Consider the following 19,433-nt stretch of genomic DNA (forward strand, 5'->3'; position numbering starts at 1 on the left):
CGCCGTGAAACGACTCGGGTTCATCGTCGCGATGTTGTTGCTGACAACGGGCACACCGGCCGCAGCAGCGCCCAACCAGATCACGGAACGGGACGGTTCCGCGTTCTCGCTCACGCCGGACTGGTCACTGGACACGCAGGCCGCCGGGCTCGCGTCCACGCTCGGTTCGCGCCTGCCGGTGTCGGACGTGCTGGCGGCGGCCAACCGGTCCACGAACGACTGCTCCACCAGTCGCAAGCAGGCTCAGCCGGAGTTCTACGACCGCACGGACATCCCGTTGCAAGCAAACCAGATCCTGCACAGCAGCGACCGGTTCTGCTGGGACGACAGCGACAGCAAGGTGTCCTACTGGGTGCCTCAGGGCGTGACCGGATCGTCCGACGCGGACGATGACGGCCAGTGGGGACCGAACAAGGTCATGGCCGTGAGTTGGCACTACGACACCGGGAAGGCAGGGACGCAGACGGACCACGGGGCGCGGCTGTCGCTGGTGGATCGAGTGAGCGGCAAGTACCGGCACGTGCTACTGGTGGAGCCGACCAGCTCGTCGAACTTCCGGGCGGTGCCGATCCACGCGGGCGGCCTGGCGTGGTTGGGGCGCTACCTCTACGTCGCGGACACCTCGCGCGGGCTGCGGGTGTTCGACATGGAACGCGTGCTGGAGGTGGCCACCGACCAGGACGACGTGATCGGCAAGAGCGGCAGCAAGTACTACGCCTACGGCTACCGTTACGTCGTACCGCAGGTGGCAACGTACCGGCAGGCGATCACGCCGCCGTCCCCGTGCGTGCCCCAGCCCAACGCGCTGTGCTACTCCTCGCTGGCGCTGGACCGCAGCACGACGCCGGACACGCTGGTCGTCGGCGAGTACCGGGACGGCCGCAGCACCGACCTGTCCATCGACGGCGGCCGCGTCGTGCACTACGACGTCGACGCGTCCACCCGCAAACTCGCGGTGTCCTCGGGCAAGGCCGTGCCGAGCAGGGCGGTGACCACGCCGAAGAGCAACGTCCAGGGCGCGCAGACGTGGCAGGGCGAGTACTACCTGGGCCGCAGCTCGGCCGACAAGCACAGTTTCATGTTCGCCGGATCTGCGGACATGAACACCTACAGCTGGGCGGTCGGCGGTGAGGACCTCTACTACGAGCATGGCAGCGGGCTGCTGTGGACGGCCACCGAGCACGCCTTCAACGCAGCGAACACGTTGATCGACAAGCGGATCGTGTTCGCCGTCCCGCTCGCCGGGATCGCTCCGCGCTGATGCCGGGACTGGCCGTGCCGGCCGTCGGCACGTTCGTGCGGTGATGACGGCCGGGGCCGCCTTCACGCAGAAGCGGCCCCGGCTCTGTCGACCACCGGAGCAACTCCACAGTGGACGCCAACCCTGAGAAGACCAACCTCGCGAGGCCTGGAGCCGCACCATCGCGGCGGCGGTCCGGGTCTTCGGATTTGTGCCGAGCCGGTTCGAGCCCCCTGGCGGCGCGACATCGGCCGCCGTGGTCTGCCGCCTCCAGCGCCCAGCTCGGCTGCTCACCGCGGGTGAGCCGACCGCCGGGCCGAGCCCGGTTCCCGTGGCGTCGTCGCCGGTCATCGAGCGCGAGCGGGCGACGGGTACGGAGTCGCACCTGTTCGCCCCGACCGGCCGCCCCTCCGATCAGATTCCCGCCGTCATCGCCCCCGGCAACGGCAGCTGCGGCGGTCGCCGAGCACCGCCTGATCGCTCGCCGCTGAACAAGTCTGCCGCGAACCGTTGTCGCCCGGCCTGCGACCCGCTATCGTCACGCCCAGAATGATAGATGTCTCTTATTTAAGAGGTGGACCTTCACTATGTACATCGCTGCGGCGACGGACAGCGTGTCCCTCGCTCCCGACTGGCTCCGCCCGGCGGCCGCGGAGACACACCGCCTCGGGCAGGTGCCGGCCGCCAACGTCGGGGACGCGCTCGGGCGGATGACGGTGCTGGACGGCGGAATCAGGCGGTTCGCCGGCCGGTCACCGCTGGTCGGCACCGCCCTGACAGTGGACGTGCGCTCGGGCGACAACCTCGCCGTCCACCGGGCGCTCGACGAGGCGCGGCCCGGCGACGTCCTCGTCGTCAACGGCCACGGCGACATCACGCGCGCGCTCGTCGGCGACCTCATCGGCGAGATCATGGTGAACACCGGGGTGACCGGTGCCGTGGTCGACGGCGCGGTCCGCGACGTCGAGGCGCTGGCCGGCATGGGGCTCGCCGTGTACGCGCGGGCGGTCACCCCGGCCGGTCCGTTCAAGGACGGGCCCGGCGCGATCGGTGTCCCGGTGGCGGTCGGCGGCGTGGTGGTGGCGCCGGGTGACGTCGTCGTCGGCGACTCCGACGGCGTGGTCGTCGTCCCGCGGCACCGGCTGCGCGAGGCCGTCGGCGCACTGGACGGCATCGGCGAGAAGGAAGAGGCGCTGCGGCAGCGCATCCTCGCCGCGCGTCCCGGTCGCCCGGCGGTGGCGAGATGACCGCCGTCCGGGTCTACGAGCTGCGCCACTTCTCCCGGCGCCCGGCCCTCGGCCAGTCCTCCCCCGGCTCGGTGTCCCTGGCGCTGGGCGAACCGGACTTCCCCACGCCGGCGCCGGTGGTCGAGGCCGCCGCGGCCGCGCTACGGGCGGGAGACACCCACTACGCGGACCAGAAAGGACTGCCGGAGCTGCGCGCCGCGCTCGCGTCCCGGTTGCCGGAACACCCCGGCCGGACGTGGAGCGCGGACGACGTCGTCGTCACCCACGGCGCCACCGGCGCACTGGCGGCGGTGGTGCTCGCGATGGTCGGGCCCGGCGACCGCGTCGTCATCCCGGAACCCGCCTACTCGCTCTACGCCGACCTGGTCGTCCTCGCGGGCGGCACCGTGGACTTCGTCCCGCTCGGCCCCGACCTGCACTGGGACCTCGGCGCACTGGCCGCCGCGCTGCCCGGTGCCGCCATGATGATCTTCTCGAACCCGTCGAACCCGACCGGCGTCGTGCACCGCGGGCAGGAGCTGGAGGCGCTCGGCGAGCTGCTCCGCGGCTCCGGCACGCTGGTCGTCAGCGACGAGGCCTACCACCGGCTGGTCTACCCCGGTCACGAGTGGAGGTCGGCGCTGTCCGTCGAGTCGCTGCGGGACCGGACGGTCCAGGTCCAGACGTTCTCCAAGACGTACGCGATGACGGGCTGGCGGATCGGCCACCTGGCCGGACCGCGAGCGGTCGTGGACGCGGCGGCGCACGTGCACCGCACCCTCAACGGGTCGGTGAACACCGCCGTCCAGCGCGCCGCACTCGCCGCTCTTGCCCTGCCGGACAGCGTCGTGAACGCCATGGTCGACACCTACCGGCAGCGCCGCGACCTCGTGGTCGAGCGCCTCACGGGCGTAGCCGGCCTGCACCTCGTGCCACCGGAGGGCGCGTTCTACGGCTTCCTCCGCTACACCGCCGACCGCCCGTCCGAGGAGGTCACCCGCGCGCTCGCCGCACGGAAGGTGCTGGTCCGCGCCGGATCGGAGTACGGGCCGTCCGGCGAGGGGCACATCCGGATCTCGTTCGCGGCCTCCGAGGACGACCTGCGGACCGGGCTGGACCGCATCGTCGGCCACCTCGCACCCGAGCGGCCGGGCCCGCCATGATCGAAGGCGATAGGCTTCGCGTGCACTTCTACGAGGGCAGGAGGCCCGTGTCCGATCGGCAGGCCGCCCCACAAGGCGGGCGCAAGCTGCGCAGTGACACCCTGCGCAACCGCCGGCGGCTGTTCGAGGCCGTGCGCGAGCTCGCCAGGGAAGCACCCGACGAGCTCACGATGCAGGCCGTCGCGTCGCGCGCCGAGATCGGTCCCGCCACCGCCTACCGGTACTACTCCTCGCTGGACGAGGTGCTCGCGGCGTACGTGCTCAGCGTCGTCGAAGAGCTGAACGAGTTCACCACCGAGTCGACCGCACAGGGCAGGCCGCTCTTCGACGCCGCCGTGGACAAGTGGCTCGACCTGCTGGTCGAGCACGGTCCCGCCCTGGTGCAGCTGCGGTCCCGCCGGGGCTACCTGGAGCGGCTGCACAACGGCAACGAGATCATCGAGACCATGCGGAACGCCTGGTCGGAGCCCGTGCTCGCGCTGCTCGGCGACCTGGAGCTGCCGGCGAAGATGCTCGAGCACGCCCTGTTCCTCAACAACATGATCTACGACCCGCGCGAGGTCCTGGACCTCATGAACGAGACGAGCCTGTCCCCCCGGGAGATCGTCACCCGGCTGACCGAGGCGTTCTGCGGCGCGCTGCGCGGCTGGGCCCGCGTCGGCTGACCGCCCCCGCGCGGCCCCACGTCACCACCTGATCCGTTCCCCGACTTGAGCCTCCGCGCGCCCTTTAATTGATAGAACCATCTCAATCAATACGTTAGTTGCCATCCGTGAACGAAGGAGCCGTCATGTCCGGTGCGACCACACGAGCGAGTGACCTCGCCACCCGGACGCTCACCGCGCGCACTCCCGGGCAGAGCGCACGCCACCACGACGTCCGCGTGGCCCACGCATGAGCGACGCGAGCGCCGAAGTCGCGCAGCGCATGGCGGGGGCGGCCGGCACGTGGCTCGACTCCCTCGACCCCGGCCAGCGCGAGGTGGCGGTCGGGCCGGCACCGGGCGCCGACGGCGAGACCGAGGCCGAACGGACCCGGTGGTTCTACACGCCGACCGACCACGGCGGCCTGACCTTCCACGAGCAACGCCCCGCCCAGCACCGGATGGTGATGCGGCTGGTCGCGAGTGGACTGTCCGAGGCCGGTTACACCACCGTCGCCACCGTGCTGGGCCTGGAGAACGTCCTCGACCGCGTCGAGGGCTTCTCGGTGGACTGGGGCCGGGAGCGCACCCGCGACCCCGGCCTCTACTACCTGCGGGTCTTCGGCGAGCCCGGCGGGCCGCGGCCGTGGGGGTGGAGGTTCGGCGGCCACCACGTCTCGCTCAACAACCTCGTGGTGGACGGGCGGGTCGTCGCGACCACGCCGTGCTTCCTCGGCGCCGACCCGGCCGCGTCGCCGTTGCTGGGCGGCACGGCGCTGCGCCCGCTGGGAGCGGCCGAGGACCTGGCCGGTGAGCTGGTCCGGTCCCTGCACCCCGACCTCGCCGCCCGAACGGTGTTGCTGCCCACCGCCCCGAACGACGTCGTGGCGGGCAACAGCTCCCGGGTCGGGGACCGCGTGCTGCGGCGGCGCGAGCTGTGGCGTCCCGGCGGGCACGTGCCCGACCGCGCAGACCACCCGGTCACCGGCCTGAACGACGCCGACCAGCGGGCGCTGGCCCTCACGCGGGAGCCTCAGGGCGTGCCGGGCAGCGAGCTCGACACCGGGCAGCGGGAGCTGCTGCGGGCGTTGCTGGGCACCTACCTCGGCCGCGTCCCGGACGGCGTCTCCCCGCTGTCCCGCTACGACGACCCGGCGGCGCTGGACGCCGTGCACCTCGCCTGGGCCGGTTCCACCGCGGCGGGCGAACCGCACTACTACCGCCTACTCGGTCCGCGGCTGCTCGTCGAGTGGACCAACGTCCACCGCGGCGCCAACCACGCGCACGCCGTGTGGCGGGACCCGGAGGCCGACTTCGGCGGCGACGTCCTGGCCGCCCACCACGCCACCCACCACCCCTGAACGGAGTACGACGTCCATGGCCGGTCCACCCCAGACCGACACCGACCCGCACACCACCCGTCCCACGCTCCGCGGGTCGTTCGGCATGTGCGCCTCTACGCACTGGCTCGCCTCCGCGACGGCCCAGTCCGTGCTGGAACGCGGCGGCAACGCCTTCGACGCGGCAGTGGCGGGCGCCTTCGTGCTGCACGTGGCCGAACCGCACCTCAACGGGCCGGGCGGTGACCTCGTCGCCGTGCTCGCCACCGCGGGCGACCCGTCCCCCGTCGTGCTGGCGGGCCAGGGCCACGCACCGCGCGGGGCGACGATCGAGCACTTCCTGGCCGAGGGCCTGGACCACGTGCCCGGCGCGGGCGCGCTGGCCACCGCGGTTCCGGGCGCCGTCGACTCGTGGCTGTGGCTGCTCGCCGAGCACGGCACCTGGGACCTGCCCGAGGTGCTGGCCTACGCGATCCACTACGCCGAGCACGGCGTTCCGGTCGTGCCCCAGCTGGCAAGGGTCCTGGCGACCGTCGAGAACCTCTTCCGCACGCACTGGCCGACCTCGTACGCGTTGTGGATGCCGGAAGGCCGGGTGCCCCGTGCGCACGAGACCGTCGTGAACACCACCTACGCCCGGACCCTGCGCCGGTTGTGCGCCACGGGCACCGGTGGGTCGAGAGCGGCCCGCATCCGTTCCACCCGCCGGGCCTGGCGCACCGGTTTCGTGGCCAACGCCGTGGCCGAGTTCGCCGCGGTCCCCCACCGGCACTCCAGCGGCACCGACCACGCCGGCGTGATCACCGCCGCCGACTTCGCCGACTTCGTGCCGTCGCTCGAACCCGCCGTCACCGCGGAGTTCCGCGGTACCACGGTCGCGAAGGCGGGCCTGTGGTCGCAGGGACCCGTGCTGCTGCAGGCCCTCAGCCTGCTCGACCACTTCGACGACGAGCAGATCGACCCGTCGACCGCGCAGGGCGTCCACACGATCGCCGAGGCCGTGAAGCTGGCCATGGCGGACCGCGAGGCGTTCTACGGACACCTCGACCCGGCGCGGGCGGAATCCGTTGTGCGGCAACTGCTCCGCCCTGGTTACAGCGAGGAACGGGCCCGTCTGATCGGCCCGGTCGCGTCGACCGCGTTCCGGCCCGGCGACATCGGCGTCCCGCCGTACGCACCGCCGCTCGTCACCGCGCAGGACGCCGTCCCCGCGGAAGGGGTCGGGGAACCGACCGTGCAGCAGACCGGCGAGACCCGCGGCGACACGTGCCACATCGACGTCGTCGACCGGTGGGGCAACATGATCTCCGCGACGCCGTCGGGAGGCTGGCTCCAGTCGTCGCCCGCGGTGCCGGACCTCGGTTTCGCGCTGGGCACACGGCTCCAGATGACCTGGCTCGACCCCGCCGCGCCGTCACGCCTGGAGCCGGGACGGCGGCCCCGCACGACGCTGAGCCCGACGCTGCTGCTGCGCGACGGACGCCCGGTGGCATCGCTCGGCACGCCGGGTGGCGACCAGCAGGACCAGTGGCAACTGCTCTACCTGGTGCGCACGCTCGCGTTCGGCCTCGGCCCGCAGGAGGCGATCGACGCGCCGGCCTTCCACACCAAGGCGTTCCCGAGCTCGTTCTGGCCGCGGACCTGGAGTCCCGGCAGCCTCGTCGTCGAGGAGCGCGCCGGTGCCGCCGTCGTCGACGGTCTGCGGGAACGCGGGCACGACGTGGCGGTGTCCGGGCCGTGGAGCCAGGGCCGGCTGTCGGTGGTCACCCGCGATCCGGACACCGGCGCCCTCGGGGCGGCGGCGAACCCCCGTGGCGCCCAGGGTTACGCGGTGGGCCGGTGACCGCCCGCGTCACGCCGGTGCACCTGGTGCTGGCCCTCACCTTCTCCACCGGTGTCGTCGACGCCGTCGGGTACCTGCGCCTCGACCAGGTCTTCGCCGGCAACATGACGGGCAACGTGGTCATCCTCGGCATGGCGGCCGTGGGAGGCACCGGGCTCCCGGTGCTCGGTCCGGCCCTGGCGCTCGTGTTCTTCCTCGCCGGCGCGGCCGCGGGCGGACGGGTGCTGCGGACCGCCGCGCCGGGCTGGGGCCACCGCTGCACGGCACTGCTGGCCGGCGTCGGCCTCGTGCTGGCCGCCACCGCGCTCGGCCTGGCCCTCATCGGGACGAGCGCCTCCGTGGTGATGGCGTCCTCTCTCGCGCTGGCCATGGGCACGCAGGCGGCGATGGCCCGCCATCTGGGCGTCAAGGACGTCACCACCGTGGTCGTCACCTCCACCCTGACCGGACTCGCCGCCGACTCCCGGCTGGGAGCGGCCCGCGGCCAGGGCGCGGGCCGGCGCGTGGCCGTGGTCGTGCTCCTCGTGCTCGGTGCCGCCACAGGCGCGGCTCTGTGCCTCGTGCACGAAAGTCTCGCGGTCACCGCGGCGGCGGCAGTCGTGCTCGCCGTCACCGGCTTCGGCCACGTGTCCGCCTCCACCAGATCGTCCTCGTCCCCGACGAGAAGTCCCGTCACCGCACAACGACCAGGAGGACGCCCATGACCACCACCCCGGTCCCCCCAGCCACGATGAGGAAGTCGGCTCTCTGGGCGCTCGGCCTGCTGGCGCTCGCCACCGGCGCGCTGGAGTCGGTGGTGTCGCCGACCTTGCCGCTGCTGCAACGCGAACTGGACATGAGTCCCGCGCAGGGAGCGCTGCTCAGCATCGCGCTGCTGATCACCGGCGCGCTCGTCACCCCGATCGCGGGCAAGCTCGGCGACCGCTACGGCGGCAAACGCGTGTTGATCCGGCTGATGGCGGTGGTCTGCGTCGGCGGCCTGGTGTCGGCGCTGGCACCCAACCTGCCCGTGCTTCTGCTCGGCCAGGTGCTGCAGGGCGCGATGGTCGGGGCGCTGCCGCTGTCGTTCATCCTGGTGCGCAAGCACCTTCCCACTGACAGGTCCAAAGTGGCCATCGGTGTCGTCAGCGGCCTGTTCGTGGGCGGCGGGATGGCGGGAATGCTGTCCGCGGGGCCCGTGGCCGAGCAGCTGTCCCGGCACTGGATGTTCGCGCTGCCCACGTTCGCCGTCATCGCGGCGACCGCGCTGCTCGGCAAGCTGATGCCGGGCGACGAGCCGGGTCACCCCCGCGAGGGCGGGATCGACTGGGCGGGCCTCGCGCTGCTGAGCCTGACGCTCGTCACGCTCATGCTCGTCCTCGCGCTGGCACCGGAGATGGCGTCGCAGCCGCTGGTGCTGGTCGGACTGCTCGTCCTGCTGGCCGTGTTCGCGACGGGGTGGGTCGCCGTCGAGCGCCGCGCGGCCTCTCCGATGGTCGACCTGGGCATGCTGGCCCAGCCCGCGGTGTGGAGGTCGTGCCTGCTGACGTTCGTGATCTGCGTCGGCACCTCCGGGGCGCTCTACCTCGTGCCGCAGCTGTTCGCCGCCTCCGGTGACGGGTACGGGTTCGGCGCCGGCGCCACCCAGATCGGCTTCTACCTGCTGCCCGGCGCGGTGGCCGCGACCCTGGCCGGACCGCTCGGCGGGCTCGCGGCGCGGCGCTTCGGCTCGCGTGCCGTCGTGGCCTCCGGCGCCGTGTTCCTGACCGTCGGACTGCTCGCCATGGCCGCCGTGCACACCGAGGTCTGGCACCTGATCGTCGGCAAGGCGCTCGTCGGGCTCGCCAACGGCCTGTGCATCACCGCGATGCTGACCAGCACCGCCACCTCCGTCGACGAGGGCGACACCGGCATCGCCACCGGCCTGGTCCTGGTGACGCGTGTGGTCGGCTTCGCCGTCGGCATCCAGGTCTGCGGCGCGATCCTCACCGCGGGCACCCCTCCCGGCTCGGACGTCCCCGCCGAGTCCGCCTTCGTCACCGGCTTCGTGATCGCCGGAGTCGTCACCGCACTGTCCCTCCTGGTCGTCCGCACCACCGGAAAAGGAACCCGCTCATGACCCGCACCGTCCTGATCTCCGGCGCCAGCGTCGCAGGCCCGGTCCTCGCGTACTGGCTCCACCGCGCTGGTGACGCGGTCACCGTGGTGGAGAAGGCGAGCGCCCCGCGCAGCGGCGGCTACCCCATCGACGTCCGCGGCACCGCCCTCGACGTCCTCGGCAGGATGGGGCTCCTGCCCCGGTTGCGGGAGGCCCACATCGACCTGCGCCGCATCACCTTCCTGCAGGGCGACGGCAGCCGGGTCGCCGCGCTGCACCCCCACGCCATCAGCGGCGGCGTCGAGGGGCGGGACCTCGAGGTGCGGCGCGGTGACCTGACCGAGGCGCTGCACGAGGCCGTCCGCGACGACGTAAAGTTCCTGTTCGACGACTCGATCGCGACCCTCGACCAGCACGACCACGGCGTGGACGTCACCTTCCACAGCGGCGCCGCACGGACGTTCGACGTCGTCGTGGCCGCGGACGGCACGCACTCCCGCACCCGCGAGCTGGTGTTCGGCCCCGAGGAGCAGTTCCACCGGTACCTGGGCTACTGCTTCGGCATCTTCACCATGCGCAACACCTTCGGCCTCTCGCACGAGACCGTCATGTGGAACGCACCGGGCAAGGCGGCCGCGCTCTACGCCACCGGGGACGACGACGAGGTGCACGCGTTCCTCAACTTCGCCCTGCCGCAGCCGCCGTTCGACGCGTTCGGCGACCTCGCGGCCCAGCGGGACCTGGTCACCTCGGTCTTCGCGGACGCGGGCTGGGAGATCCCCGGCATGCTCACCGCCCTCCGCGGCGCCGAGGACCTGTTCTTCGACGCGGTAAGCCAGATCCGCATGCCGCACTGGTCGTCCGGCAGGGTCGCGGTGGTCGGCGACGCGGCGTACGCGCCGTCGTTCCTCACCGGCCAGGGCACGAGCCTCGCGCTCGTCGGCGCGTACATGCTCGCCGGTAGCCTCGCCGGCCAGGAGCACGCCGAGGGTTTCCGGCGCTACGAGCACAGCACCCGCGAGTTCGTGACCCTCAACCAGGACCTGGTCGGCAAGGGCGGCGCCACGCTCTTCCCCACCACCGCGCAGGACCTCGAGCGGCGCAACGAGAGGCTGCGTGGTCTCAGCGCCCTGCCTCCGGCGCAGGGACGCGACGCCCACTCGGCTCTCACGTTGCCGGAGTTCGCCATGACGAAATGACGCCTGCGACACCCGGCGGAATCCTGGTGCGCGACGGTGACGACGACCAGGTCGTCGCACTGGGGGCGCAACTGGCCGAGAAGTACCTGATGAACGACGGTCACCTGGACCGCGTGGTCCCTTCCCCTCATTCTGTCCGTCGAGACCGGGACGGGCGGCGCTGGTCAGGCGAGTACGTCGACGAGTCCGGCGAGACGGCGATGGCGCGGACGGTCGGTGACGCTGGCGTGCAGCGTGGCCAAGGTGCCGGTGGGCCGCACCACGCCTGGCCCGCACCGGGCGACGGCCGTGTCCGCCGCGGAGTGGCTCGGCTTCCTCGCAGAGCACGGCGTGTCGAGCCAAACTGTGCCTTTCGACGCCCTCCTGATCACACCCATGAGAACCCAATATTGAATGATAGAGTCATCTCACATAATTCAGTCCTGAGGAGGCGCATCTTGCTGTCCGACACCCACCCCAACGCCGTGTGGCTGGCCGACCTGTACCGGGGCGGAGCGGCGATCTCGGCCGATCCAGGCCTGAGCGAGGACGAGAAGATCCAGCGGCTGCACGAGCACACCGTCGAGGTGATGGACAAGATGTCCCCGGACATGGTGATCCACACCGGCGGTGTGCGCCTGGCGGCGACCGGCGGGATGGACTTCATGCGCCGGTACATGAAGCGGCGAGCGGGTCTCGCCGACGCCAACGTGGAACCGGTCCAGTTCGATCAAATCCTCGCCGACGACCACTACGGCGTGGTGCACGGCACTTTCCGCACGTCGCGCGGCGACTGGACCTGGACCCGCGTCGGCATGGGGGCGTGGCGTTTCAAGGACGGCCTGGCCGTCGAGCACTGGGAGCTCTCGGACGGTCCGACGTGGGACGAGTTCTTCCTCGCCGGCGATCCGGAGCCGTTCACCGGGTCGGCACAGGAGTTTTGGACCCGCGGCGTCTAACGTCGGGCCTGCGGCCGACGATGCGATAGAACCGTCTCAACTCATAGCACTGTTCTACTTGCGCTTGCGCAACGACATGAGGACCGGTCAACAGCCCTGCTGGCGAGCCGTCCGGCCGACACGTCGTTCTCACGCGCCATCCGCTCGATCAACGCCCCGACGGTCTCATCGACCCGCGGGCGCCCAGCCCGGTTCGGGTAGGTCCACTTCCTCGCAACCAAGCGCCGATGCCACCACAGCACAGTGCCCGGAGACACCAACCGGTGCTCTCGCAGCCACGACGCAACACCGCAACCTCATGCCGCAACACCAGCAACCCGACGTCCTTGACCGCCGAGGACCGACCGAGCAGAACCAGCCGGCCACCGAGCTGGACCGATATCTCGCCCAGGTTCCCACCGCGTTGAGTGACCCACCGCCGGACTGCCCAGCAGCCGTGGGCCGCTTGTTGCAGTTGATCGCCGCCGCCGGCTACTCGGTGACTGTTCCCGTCTGTGTGATCTGCGGGCGCTCGGACCGGCCGCTGGAGTGCCGGACGCCGGAAGGCCGGTGCTGCAACTGGTGCAAGCACAGCACGAAACGTCGCCCCTGCGCGTGGCGCGGACAGGAGGCCGTTGTCGCCACACGCCGCCCCGAAGGTCCGATCTGCCGACGCTGCTACAGCACGGACACGGACCTGATCGACGACTGCGTTACATGCGGACGCCACCGGCTTCTCTACAAGCGTCGGGCTGACGGCGCGCCGTTGTGCGAATCCTGCGCGCCCAAGCATCTGCGCCAATGCGTCCGATGCGGCGACCACCGCCGCACGGCGGCCGTCACCGAGGACGGCCCGATCTGCCGCAACTGCTACCAGTGCCCGGCCCGGCCGTGCGGAATCTGCGGTCAGACCCGACCGGTCCGCGTCCGCGCTCGCGGCGACCAGCCGGACATGTGCGGACAGTGCCACAAGCAGACCGGCACCTGCGTCAAGTGCGGCCGGGTCGGCTGCGGCAGCGGAGTCGGCCGTGGCCGCGCGTTCCACTGCACGCGATGCCGCCCGCGGCGGCACGGGCGCCGCGACGACTGCGGCGCGGTCGGTGCTGTCCGAGCCGACTGGCCCCGAGGAACGGTCTGCGACACCTGTTACTACCTCCGGCTGCGACACCCTGCCGCCTGCGCACGATGCGGCACCGTCCGAGTGCTCGTGGGACGCACCCCAGAAAGACAGGACATCTGCGGCCCGTGCTCGGGCTCGCGCGTGGACTTCACCTGCCAGCGATGCGGCGCCCCGGGCCGCCTGCACGCCGACGGCTGCTGCGCCCGCTGCGTAGTCAGCACTCGCGTCCACAACCTGCTCAGCGACACCGACGGCAACCCCGTCCCGCAGTTGCGTCCACTGGCCGCCGCGCTCACCGCCGCCGACAAAGTTCGAACGCGGCCAGGACGCGGCTTTCCTCACCATGGGAAAGAATCCGGTGTTGCTGCTGCCCAAGCTTGCAGCACTCATCCAGCAGCAGGTCACTGAGCCCCGCTACCACTCGATGGTTCGCCCGCAACCTGCCAGACACCGAATAGCGCACCCCTTCCAAGCTGAGAATGAGTTGTCGAACGCAGGTTCCGTGGGGGCGCGGGTGGGAGTTCAAAAGCAGATTGCCCTGAACGGCGGCGGTTTGGTGCACTATCGAGGTGATCGACATCGGATGGGCGAGGCAGCTGCATCAGGCCGGCTCGGAAGCCGGCCTCGCGGTTGCTGCGGGCGCCCTGGTGGTCCATGAGCGATGCACCAGGCTGGTCGGTGTCGATCCAGCGGATGGGTCTGCGCGATGGGACGTCCACGTCGGCACCTGGCCCCGAGCGGTCGCCATCGCCGACCAGCGCTGCCTGGTGCTGCCGCAGGACACCAACCAGCTGCTGTGTTTGGACCTGGATACGGGTGAACGTATCTGGAGCAGCGATCTCCACCCGTTGACCGGGCACCTCGTGGTGGCTGGCGATACGGTCCTCGTCGGTGGCTGGCGCGGATACACGCCCCTTCGACTGTTGGACACGGCTACAGGACAGCTGCGGTGGGAAACGGATCACTGCGTGCACACCGTGCGTCCTGGAGTCGCTGAGGGTGGCTTCCTGATTGGTGAGCCTGACGGTCCGATGGTGAGGCTGGTTGACCGACAGGAGCTCCGGGAAACTTCTTCGTGGTTCTTGCCGCAACCGCTTGTCGGTCACGACAATCGGGCAGCGTTCACGACTATCGACGGTCACCGCTTCCTGGCGCGGTGCGGTTCGCGTTCCGTGGTGGAAATCGTGCCCTCGGAAGGGACGGTGCGCGAGTTCATTCTCGCCGGAAGTGATCTCGGATTCTCGGCGCCAGCGCACGTCAACGATCTGCTCTGGACGCACGACCGTAGGGCAGGTTTCATCATGAGGGATCCCGTCGATGGTCGTGTGTTGCGCAGGGTCGATGTCCGGCAACCTCTGCTTGATCAGGTTATTCCGGTAGACGACGGACTCGTGGTCGCTGGCACGGCCGGAACTTTGTTCCACCTGGACACCGACGGGCGGGTCATCACGCGGACCACGGTGTCCCAGAGGATCCGCGCGCTCCGCAGTCTCGACCCCACACGGGTGTTGGCGATGACGAAGGGGACGCTGCTCGCCGCTCTAGTTGGGAATAGTGCAAGTCACGAATAACACCCCTTCACCAGTCACGATCAGGGCGTCCGCCAGTTGCCACTCGGTGGAGCGCTTGCTGAACACCTGCACGAGCTTCCCGTAGACGTTCAGGCGGTAGCGGCGCCCTTCGTCCACCACATGGACCGGCAGGCGCCTCTTCAACACGGCCTCGGCCGCAGCGCAGTAGGCCGCGTACACATGAAGCCGATCGTTGTTGAGCTTCGAGAGGCTCACACGCCCCTCAGGTCGGCATGGACAGTCCGCCGACTGTGCGGGACGGGTGGCTTGTGGTCAAAGACATTGGCACCATCATCCGTCGAATCCACACCAGCCTCAGACGAGACAGAGCCGATGGGCCTTGGGAGCACGGAGTGGGAGCAGATTGGGAGCAACTCTGCGCATTGAACATACCGGAACAGTCCTCAATGGACCTGAACTGACGCGTATGGCGATCACCGCACAGGTGAGCACCCTGACCGAGGGTGTTCACGGGTCTGCCAGGTGGGTGAGCAGGAAGGCGTACAGATCCGCGGTCAGCGTGTCGCGTTGGGCTCTGGTCGAACCGAAGCCGTGGCCGGCGTGCCGCTCGACACGCAACACGACGGGCTGGCCCGAACTCGTAGCCGCCCGCAGTCGCGCGGCCATCTTCGCCGGCTGCCACACGGCTAGCCGCGGATCGTTACGGCCCGCGGTCAGCAGCACGGCGGGATAGGGCGTTCCGTCCCGCACGCGCAGGTAGCTGTCCACGATCAGCAGGTCGCGCAGGCCGTCCTCGGTGGTCACCGAACCGAACTCCGGCACGTTGATCGGGCCGTTCTCGCTGAACTCCTGGCGGGTCAGGTTGGTCACCGGCACCTGCATCACCATGGCCGCCCACAACTGCGGCCGACGTACCAGGGCACCGCCGGTCGGGATGCCACCGGCGCTGGCTCCCTCCCCTGCCAGCCGCTCGGGTCGCGTGTAGCCGGCCGCGACGAGGTGTTCGGCGCAGTCGATGAAATCGGTGATCGTGCGTTCCTTGTGCGCGCCGCGACCGGCCTGATGCCACTCTCGGCCGTACTCACCGCCGCCGCGCAGACCCGCCACGGCGTACACGCCGCCGCGTTCCAACCACGCCAACAACTCCGGCTTGAACGCGCGTGGCCGCACGTAGCCGAAGGACCCGTATCCGGTCAGCAGCGTCGGATTGTCGCCGTCGAGCACCATGTCCTTGCGGTGCAACACGGTCAAGGGCACCCGCACGCCATCGCGGGCCACCACCGCCAGATCGGTCACCGCGATGCCGCTGAAATCCACCGGGGACGGCGGAATCCAGCCGGTGTCCTGCCAGGTCTCGTCGTACCGATAAGCCATCGGTGACGTCGTCCACGAGCTGAGCACCATCAGCGCGGACACTCCGTCGGCATGGACCGTCCACTCCAGAATCGTGCCCTCGACCGGCAACGGCACGTCCTCGACGGCGCCACCGGCCAGCGGAACGCGCCGCAGCCGCGCGATACCACCGTCGATGTCCTGGACCAGCAGCCAGTCACCGACGACCCGGACGCTTTGTACGGCACGCTCACCACCCGGGACCACCACAGTCGACCCGCCCTCGACCAACGACCACGCCAGCACGTGCGAGCGCGGCTCGTCCCGATGGCTCACGACGTAACACGTGTCGCCGTGCACAGCGAACCCGCTCACACCGTCGCCCGGGCCGGCGAGCCGGCGCCACGGGCACGACACCGGATCGGCCAAGGCCGAGCGTGGCGCGACGTAGAGGGAACAGTCGCTGATCCGCTCGGTGATCGATCCGGTCAGCGAGCTGTGCGAGATCACCGCGATCATCCAGTCCGAACCGGCCGGCAGCAGCAGGAACGGCCGGTCGATCGGCGCCATCGTGATCCGGTCGTTGTGGCCGCGCGCCAGCACGAGCGTGTCCTCGGGCCGCCCCAACCGATGCAGGTAGGTGGCGCTGTCCCGGCGGCGCAGCGCCGTCTCGGTGTCCGTCGCCGGTTCCCGGTAGCGGTGGTAGACGAATCCGGACCCGTCCGGCAGCCAGCTGACCACACCGTGGAAGGTCCCGGGAATCGCGACATCGTCCAACTGTCCGGTCGCCACGTCCACCACCCGCAGCACGCTCAGCTCGGAGCCACCCTGCGAGACACCACAGGCGATGCGCCGCCCGTCCGGACTCGGCACGTACCAGTCGATGTGGCAGTGTTCCCCAGCGGTGAACCGGGCCGGGTCCAGCAGGACACGCTCGTCGCTCCCGGTGCGCACCATCAGGACCGCGACCGCGGCGTCACCGTCCTGCCGCAGGAAGAACACCTGCTCGCCGGCCATCGCGAACCGGCTCACGGTGACTACGGCCGCGCTCAGTTCGGCCACCCGCGCCCGCAACTCGGCCCGCCCCGGCAGGCCACTGAGATACCGGGCCGCCATGTCGGCCTGCGCGTCGAGCCACTCGTGCAGCTCCGGGCCGTCCTGCTCCATCCACCGGTACGGGTCGGCCAACTGTTGCTCGAACACGGTGTCCACCGCGGTATCTATCCGCGCATCCGCCACAGGTCATCCTATCCGCTCGACCATGGCACGCTGAGCCTGTGCGTGCCGAAAATTGCGTCCGTACAGGTCGAGCGGCATGCCGACACTCGTGGAGGACTCCGCCGAGACGGTCCCGTCGGAGTACCGCGAGGCGTTCGATCCAGTCAGGTCCAAGGGGCTGGAGCCGGGCTCGCAAGGGTGCTCCGGCGGCGAGTGATCGGTGGGTGCGATGCTGGTTGTAGTGCCGCTCGTACTCGCGCAGCGTCGTGACCCAGCGTTCCGCCGGTCAGAATCGTCGCGATCTCGCGCCGCCGAGGATCTCGTTGATCAGTGCGGGGTACTTGCCGCCGCGGTCGCGAATGAGGAACCTGATCCGCGCGACGTATCCGGTGTCCTCAAGGTCTATGAGCAAGTTGCGGACAGCCTGGGTGACCCAGGCATGGGTCGGGTGCGCGGTCGGGCCGACTATCCACCAGCGCTGGTCGGCGACCTCACCGTCGACTACGAGTCCTTCGTGCTGGCAGGAGATCCGGACACGATGCTGTACGTCTACACCACCGCGCCCGGCACGCGGCTGAGCCGGTCCGAACCAGAGGCCTGAACCAGCGCCTCACCGGGAGGTGCGCCCCAGCTGACGGCGCAGCCATGCCGCTCGGGCGGCGATGGCGTCCTGGGAGATCACGGCATGGGGAACCACGACGTCGAATCCGTGGAACCCGCCGGGCCAGACGTGCAGTTCGACGCGGCCGCCTGCCTGCCACATGCGGCTCGCGTAGGCGACGTCCTCGTCCCGGAACGTTTCGGCCGACCCGACGTCGACAAAGGTAGGTGGCAGTCCGGAGAGGTCTGTGGCGCGGGCAGGCGCGGCGTACGGGGACACGTCCGGTCCTCCGGGAACGCCGGCGCCGAGCAGGGCGTTCCACCCGGTCTCGTTGGAGGAGCTGTCCCAGATGCCGAGGCCGCGCATCTGCCGGGCGGAGGGCGAGTCGTTGCGGTCGTCGAGCATTGGCGACAGGAGCAGCTGGGCCAGGACGGCCGGGCCGTTGCGGTCGCGCGCCATCAGGGTGACAGCCGCCGCGAGGCCGCCGCCGGCGCTCGTACCGCCGATGACGATGCGGTCGGGGTCGATGTTGAGCTCGTGGGCGTGGTCCGACACCCACACCAGGCCGGCGTAGCAGTCCTCGACGGGACCGGGGTGGGGTGTCTCGGGGGCGAGCCGGTACTCGACCGAGACCACGGCCATGCCCATCGGCTCGGCCAGGTCCAGCATCTCGACCATGCCGAACCGGTTGTCCTCGACGATCATGCCGCCGCCGTGGACGTGGTACATCGCCGGGGTCGGGGTCGCCGCGTGCTTCGGGAGGCAGATCAGCAGGGAGATGTCCGGTTCGCCGTCCGGCCCTGGGACCGTCCGTTCTTCCACGCTGTAGGCGCCGCCGCGCGAAAGGACCTCGTCGGTCGGCTTTTCCACCCCGGGGACGGGCTTGCGCATCTCGGCGATGTTGTCCGGGCGGTACGCGTCGGGCGGGAACAGGGTGGCCAGCGACTCGACGACGGGAGCGAGCTCCGGGTCGAAAGGGGGTGGCGGCCCGACCGGCTGGGCGGAGGGACGGTCAGTGACGTGTGTGGTCATTTCTTCTCCTTGCGGCAGGCGACGGGACGACCGCCTGCCGCAGGTCACAGGTGATCGATGAATGTCAGTGGCGGATGCTGTCCACCATCTGCCGGTCGAACTGTTCGGCGAGCCGCTGCTCGCGACCGGCTCCTGGCTCAGACGGTGGGGACGGTCCCACCGTCGATCACGTACTCGGCGCCTACGATTGCCGAGGCGCGGTCGGAGACCAGGAATCCGACCAGGTCCGCGATTTCCGCGGGGTTCGCGAACCGGCCCAGCGGCACTCCGCCGAGGGAGTCGAAGATGCTCTGCTTCGCTTCTTCGCGGGTCAGTCCGTTGCCCTCGGCGATCCGGTCGACGAACTGTTCGTAGGCCTCGGTCTCGATGCCGCCGGGGCTGATCGCGTTGACCCGCACGCCGCGCGGCGCGAGCTCGTTGGCAAGTCCCTTGCTGTACGTGCGCAGAGCGGCCTTCGCCGACGCGTAGGCCAGTGACGCGTCGTGCAGGGGCATTTCACGCTGGATCGAGGTGAAGTGCAGCACCACGCCCGCCCCGGCCTCGATCATCGCCGGAAGCAGGGCCCGGTCGAGCCGCACCGCACCGAGGAAGTTGAGGTTCAGCTCGGTGAACCACTGGTCATCGGTGATGACCGCGAACCCGCCGGCCGGCGTCGACGCGCCCCCGACGACGTGCACCAGGACGTCGAGCGCGCCGCCCTCGGCGATACGAGCGACCACCGCGTCGGTGCCCTCGACCGTCGTCGTGTCCGCTTCGATGAACCGGTCTGGGTACTCGTACCCGTCGGGCATCGTCCGGGCCGTCACGTACACGTCGGCACCCAGTTCCCGGAGCCTCTGCACGACGGCCTTGCCCGCGCCCTTCGAGCCGCCCGTGACCAGTACCCGGCGACCGTCGAGACGATCGCGATCCGAACCAGACATTTCTCTCTCTTCCTTGATGGTTGGCGT

General features: G+C 70.5%; 17 protein-coding genes. 12 read left to right on the forward strand and 5 right to left on the reverse strand.

From position 1 onward, the window contains the following. Positions 1-4 precede the first annotated feature (4 nt). From SK854_RS05680 to SK854_RS05730, 11 genes are all read left to right on the forward strand, one after another. Positions 5-1,261: a hypothetical protein gene (locus SK854_RS05680; protein WP_319973916.1), complete on the forward strand. Its 1,257-nt coding sequence runs from the start codon at positions 5-7 to the stop codon at positions 1,259-1,261. A gap of 566 nt (positions 1,262-1,827) precedes the next feature. Next, on the forward strand, positions 1,828-2,487 hold the full coding sequence (locus tag SK854_RS05685; protein WP_319973917.1) for an RraA family protein: 660 nt from the start codon (positions 1,828-1,830) through the stop codon (positions 2,485-2,487). Then, positions 2,484-3,629 (forward strand): pyridoxal phosphate-dependent aminotransferase, encoded by a 1,146-nt coding sequence (locus SK854_RS05690; RefSeq protein ID WP_319973918.1) that lies wholly within the window; start codon positions 2,484-2,486, stop codon positions 3,627-3,629. The genes SK854_RS05685 and SK854_RS05690 overlap by 4 nt, the downstream gene beginning before the upstream one ends. 47 nt (positions 3,630-3,676) lie before the next feature. After that, positions 3,677-4,294: a TetR/AcrR family transcriptional regulator gene (locus tag SK854_RS05695; RefSeq protein WP_319973919.1), complete on the forward strand. Its 618-nt coding sequence runs from the start codon at positions 3,677-3,679 to the stop codon at positions 4,292-4,294. A gap of 229 nt (positions 4,295-4,523) precedes the next feature. Beyond that, positions 4,524-5,633, forward strand: coding sequence for a DUF3500 domain-containing protein (locus tag SK854_RS05700; protein WP_319973920.1), 1,110 nt, complete (start codon positions 4,524-4,526; stop codon positions 5,631-5,633). 16 nt (positions 5,634-5,649) lie between these two features. After that, positions 5,650-7,455, forward strand: coding sequence for a gamma-glutamyltransferase family protein (locus tag SK854_RS05705; protein WP_319973921.1), 1,806 nt, complete (start codon positions 5,650-5,652; stop codon positions 7,453-7,455). Beyond that, complete coding sequence (locus SK854_RS05710) at positions 7,452-8,159, forward strand: YoaK family protein (RefSeq protein WP_319973922.1); 708 nt, start codon at positions 7,452-7,454, stop codon at positions 8,157-8,159. Before SK854_RS05705 ends, SK854_RS05710 begins: the two co-directional genes overlap by 4 nt. Continuing rightward, positions 8,156-9,553, forward strand: a complete 1,398-nt coding sequence (locus SK854_RS05715) for an MFS transporter (protein WP_319973923.1) — start codon at positions 8,156-8,158, stop codon at positions 9,551-9,553. The genes SK854_RS05710 and SK854_RS05715 overlap by 4 nt, the downstream gene beginning before the upstream one ends. After that, on the forward strand, positions 9,550-10,731 hold the full coding sequence (locus tag SK854_RS05720) for an FAD-dependent monooxygenase (protein WP_319973924.1): 1,182 nt from the start codon (positions 9,550-9,552) through the stop codon (positions 10,729-10,731). The genes SK854_RS05715 and SK854_RS05720 overlap by 4 nt, the downstream gene beginning before the upstream one ends. 437 nt (positions 10,732-11,168) lie before the next feature. Then, on the forward strand, positions 11,169-11,669 hold the full coding sequence (locus tag SK854_RS05725) for a hypothetical protein (RefSeq protein ID WP_319973925.1): 501 nt from the start codon (positions 11,169-11,171) through the stop codon (positions 11,667-11,669). Positions 11,670-13,337: 1,668 nt separating this feature from the next. Continuing rightward, on the forward strand, positions 13,338-14,339 hold the full coding sequence (locus SK854_RS05730) for an outer membrane protein assembly factor BamB family protein (protein WP_319973926.1): 1,002 nt from the start codon (positions 13,338-13,340) through the stop codon (positions 14,337-14,339). On the opposite strand, the gene SK854_RS05735 is transcribed toward SK854_RS05730, so the two are convergent. The 3 genes from SK854_RS05735 to SK854_RS05745 all read right to left on the reverse strand — a co-directional run bounded on the left by SK854_RS05735 (position 14,310) and on the right by SK854_RS05745 (position 17,262). Next, positions 14,310-14,555, reverse strand: a complete 246-nt coding sequence (locus tag SK854_RS05735) for a hypothetical protein (RefSeq protein WP_319973927.1) — start codon at positions 14,553-14,555, stop codon at positions 14,310-14,312. The two genes, SK854_RS05730 and SK854_RS05735, sit on opposite strands and share 30 nt — an antisense overlap. 252 nt (positions 14,556-14,807) lie before the next feature. After that, the gene (locus tag SK854_RS05740; RefSeq protein ID WP_319973928.1) at positions 14,808-16,871 is read right to left on the reverse strand and encodes a prolyl oligopeptidase family serine peptidase; all 2,064 of its coding nucleotides are present in this window, start codon (positions 16,869-16,871) and stop codon (positions 14,808-14,810) included. A 265-nt stretch (positions 16,872-17,136) separates the two neighbouring features. Beyond that, on the reverse strand, positions 17,137-17,262 hold the full coding sequence (locus tag SK854_RS05745; RefSeq protein WP_319973929.1) for a hypothetical protein: 126 nt from the start codon (positions 17,260-17,262) through the stop codon (positions 17,137-17,139). Positions 17,263-17,289: 27 nt separating this feature from the next. Between SK854_RS05745 and SK854_RS05750 the strand changes: the two genes are divergently transcribed. After that, entirely contained in the window at positions 17,290-17,451 is a 162-nt protein-coding gene (locus SK854_RS05750) for a hypothetical protein (protein WP_319973930.1), read from the forward strand. Between the two features lie 9 nt (positions 17,452-17,460). Here the strand turns inward: SK854_RS05750 and SK854_RS05755 are convergent, their stop codons facing one another. Both SK854_RS05755 and SK854_RS05760 read right to left on the reverse strand, forming a co-directional pair. Further along, positions 17,461-18,483 carry an alpha/beta hydrolase gene (locus SK854_RS05755; RefSeq protein WP_319973931.1) on the reverse strand — a complete coding sequence of 341 codons (1,023 nt, stop codon included), beginning with the start codon at positions 18,481-18,483 and terminating at the stop codon, positions 17,461-17,463. Between the two features lie 137 nt (positions 18,484-18,620). Continuing rightward, positions 18,621-19,406: an SDR family oxidoreductase gene (locus SK854_RS05760; protein WP_319973932.1), complete on the reverse strand. Its 786-nt coding sequence runs from the start codon at positions 19,404-19,406 to the stop codon at positions 18,621-18,623. Positions 19,407-19,433 lie beyond the last annotated feature (27 nt).

Source organism: Lentzea sokolovensis, from assembly GCF_033949975.1.
Lineage (GTDB): Bacteria > Actinomycetota > Actinomycetes > Mycobacteriales > Pseudonocardiaceae > Lentzea > Lentzea sokolovensis.

Bases quoted from the DNA above. Each gene is read 5' to 3' on its own strand.
- SK854_RS05685 (WP_319973917.1), top strand. From the start codon at position 1,828: ATGTACATCGCTGCGGCGACGGACAGCGTGTCCCTCGCTCCCGACTGG.
- SK854_RS05690 (WP_319973918.1), top strand. From the start codon at position 2,484: ATGACCGCCGTCCGGGTCTACGAGCTGCGCCACTTCTCCCGGCGCCCG.
- SK854_RS05700 (WP_319973920.1), top strand. From the start codon at position 4,524: ATGAGCGACGCGAGCGCCGAAGTCGCGCAGCGCATGGCGGGGGCGGCC.
- SK854_RS05705 (WP_319973921.1), top strand. From the start codon at position 5,650: ATGGCCGGTCCACCCCAGACCGACACCGACCCGCACACCACCCGTCCC.
- SK854_RS05715 (WP_319973923.1), top strand. From the start codon at position 8,156: ATGACCACCACCCCGGTCCCCCCAGCCACGATGAGGAAGTCGGCTCTC.
- SK854_RS05720 (WP_319973924.1), top strand. From the start codon at position 9,550: ATGACCCGCACCGTCCTGATCTCCGGCGCCAGCGTCGCAGGCCCGGTC.
- SK854_RS05750 (WP_319973930.1), top strand. From the start codon at position 17,290: ATGGGTCGGGTGCGCGGTCGGGCCGACTATCCACCAGCGCTGGTCGGC.
- SK854_RS05755 (WP_319973931.1), bottom strand. From the start codon at position 18,483: ATGACCACACACGTCACTGACCGTCCCTCCGCCCAGCCGGTCGGGCCG.
- SK854_RS05760 (WP_319973932.1), bottom strand. From the start codon at position 19,406: ATGTCTGGTTCGGATCGCGATCGTCTCGACGGTCGCCGGGTACTGGTC.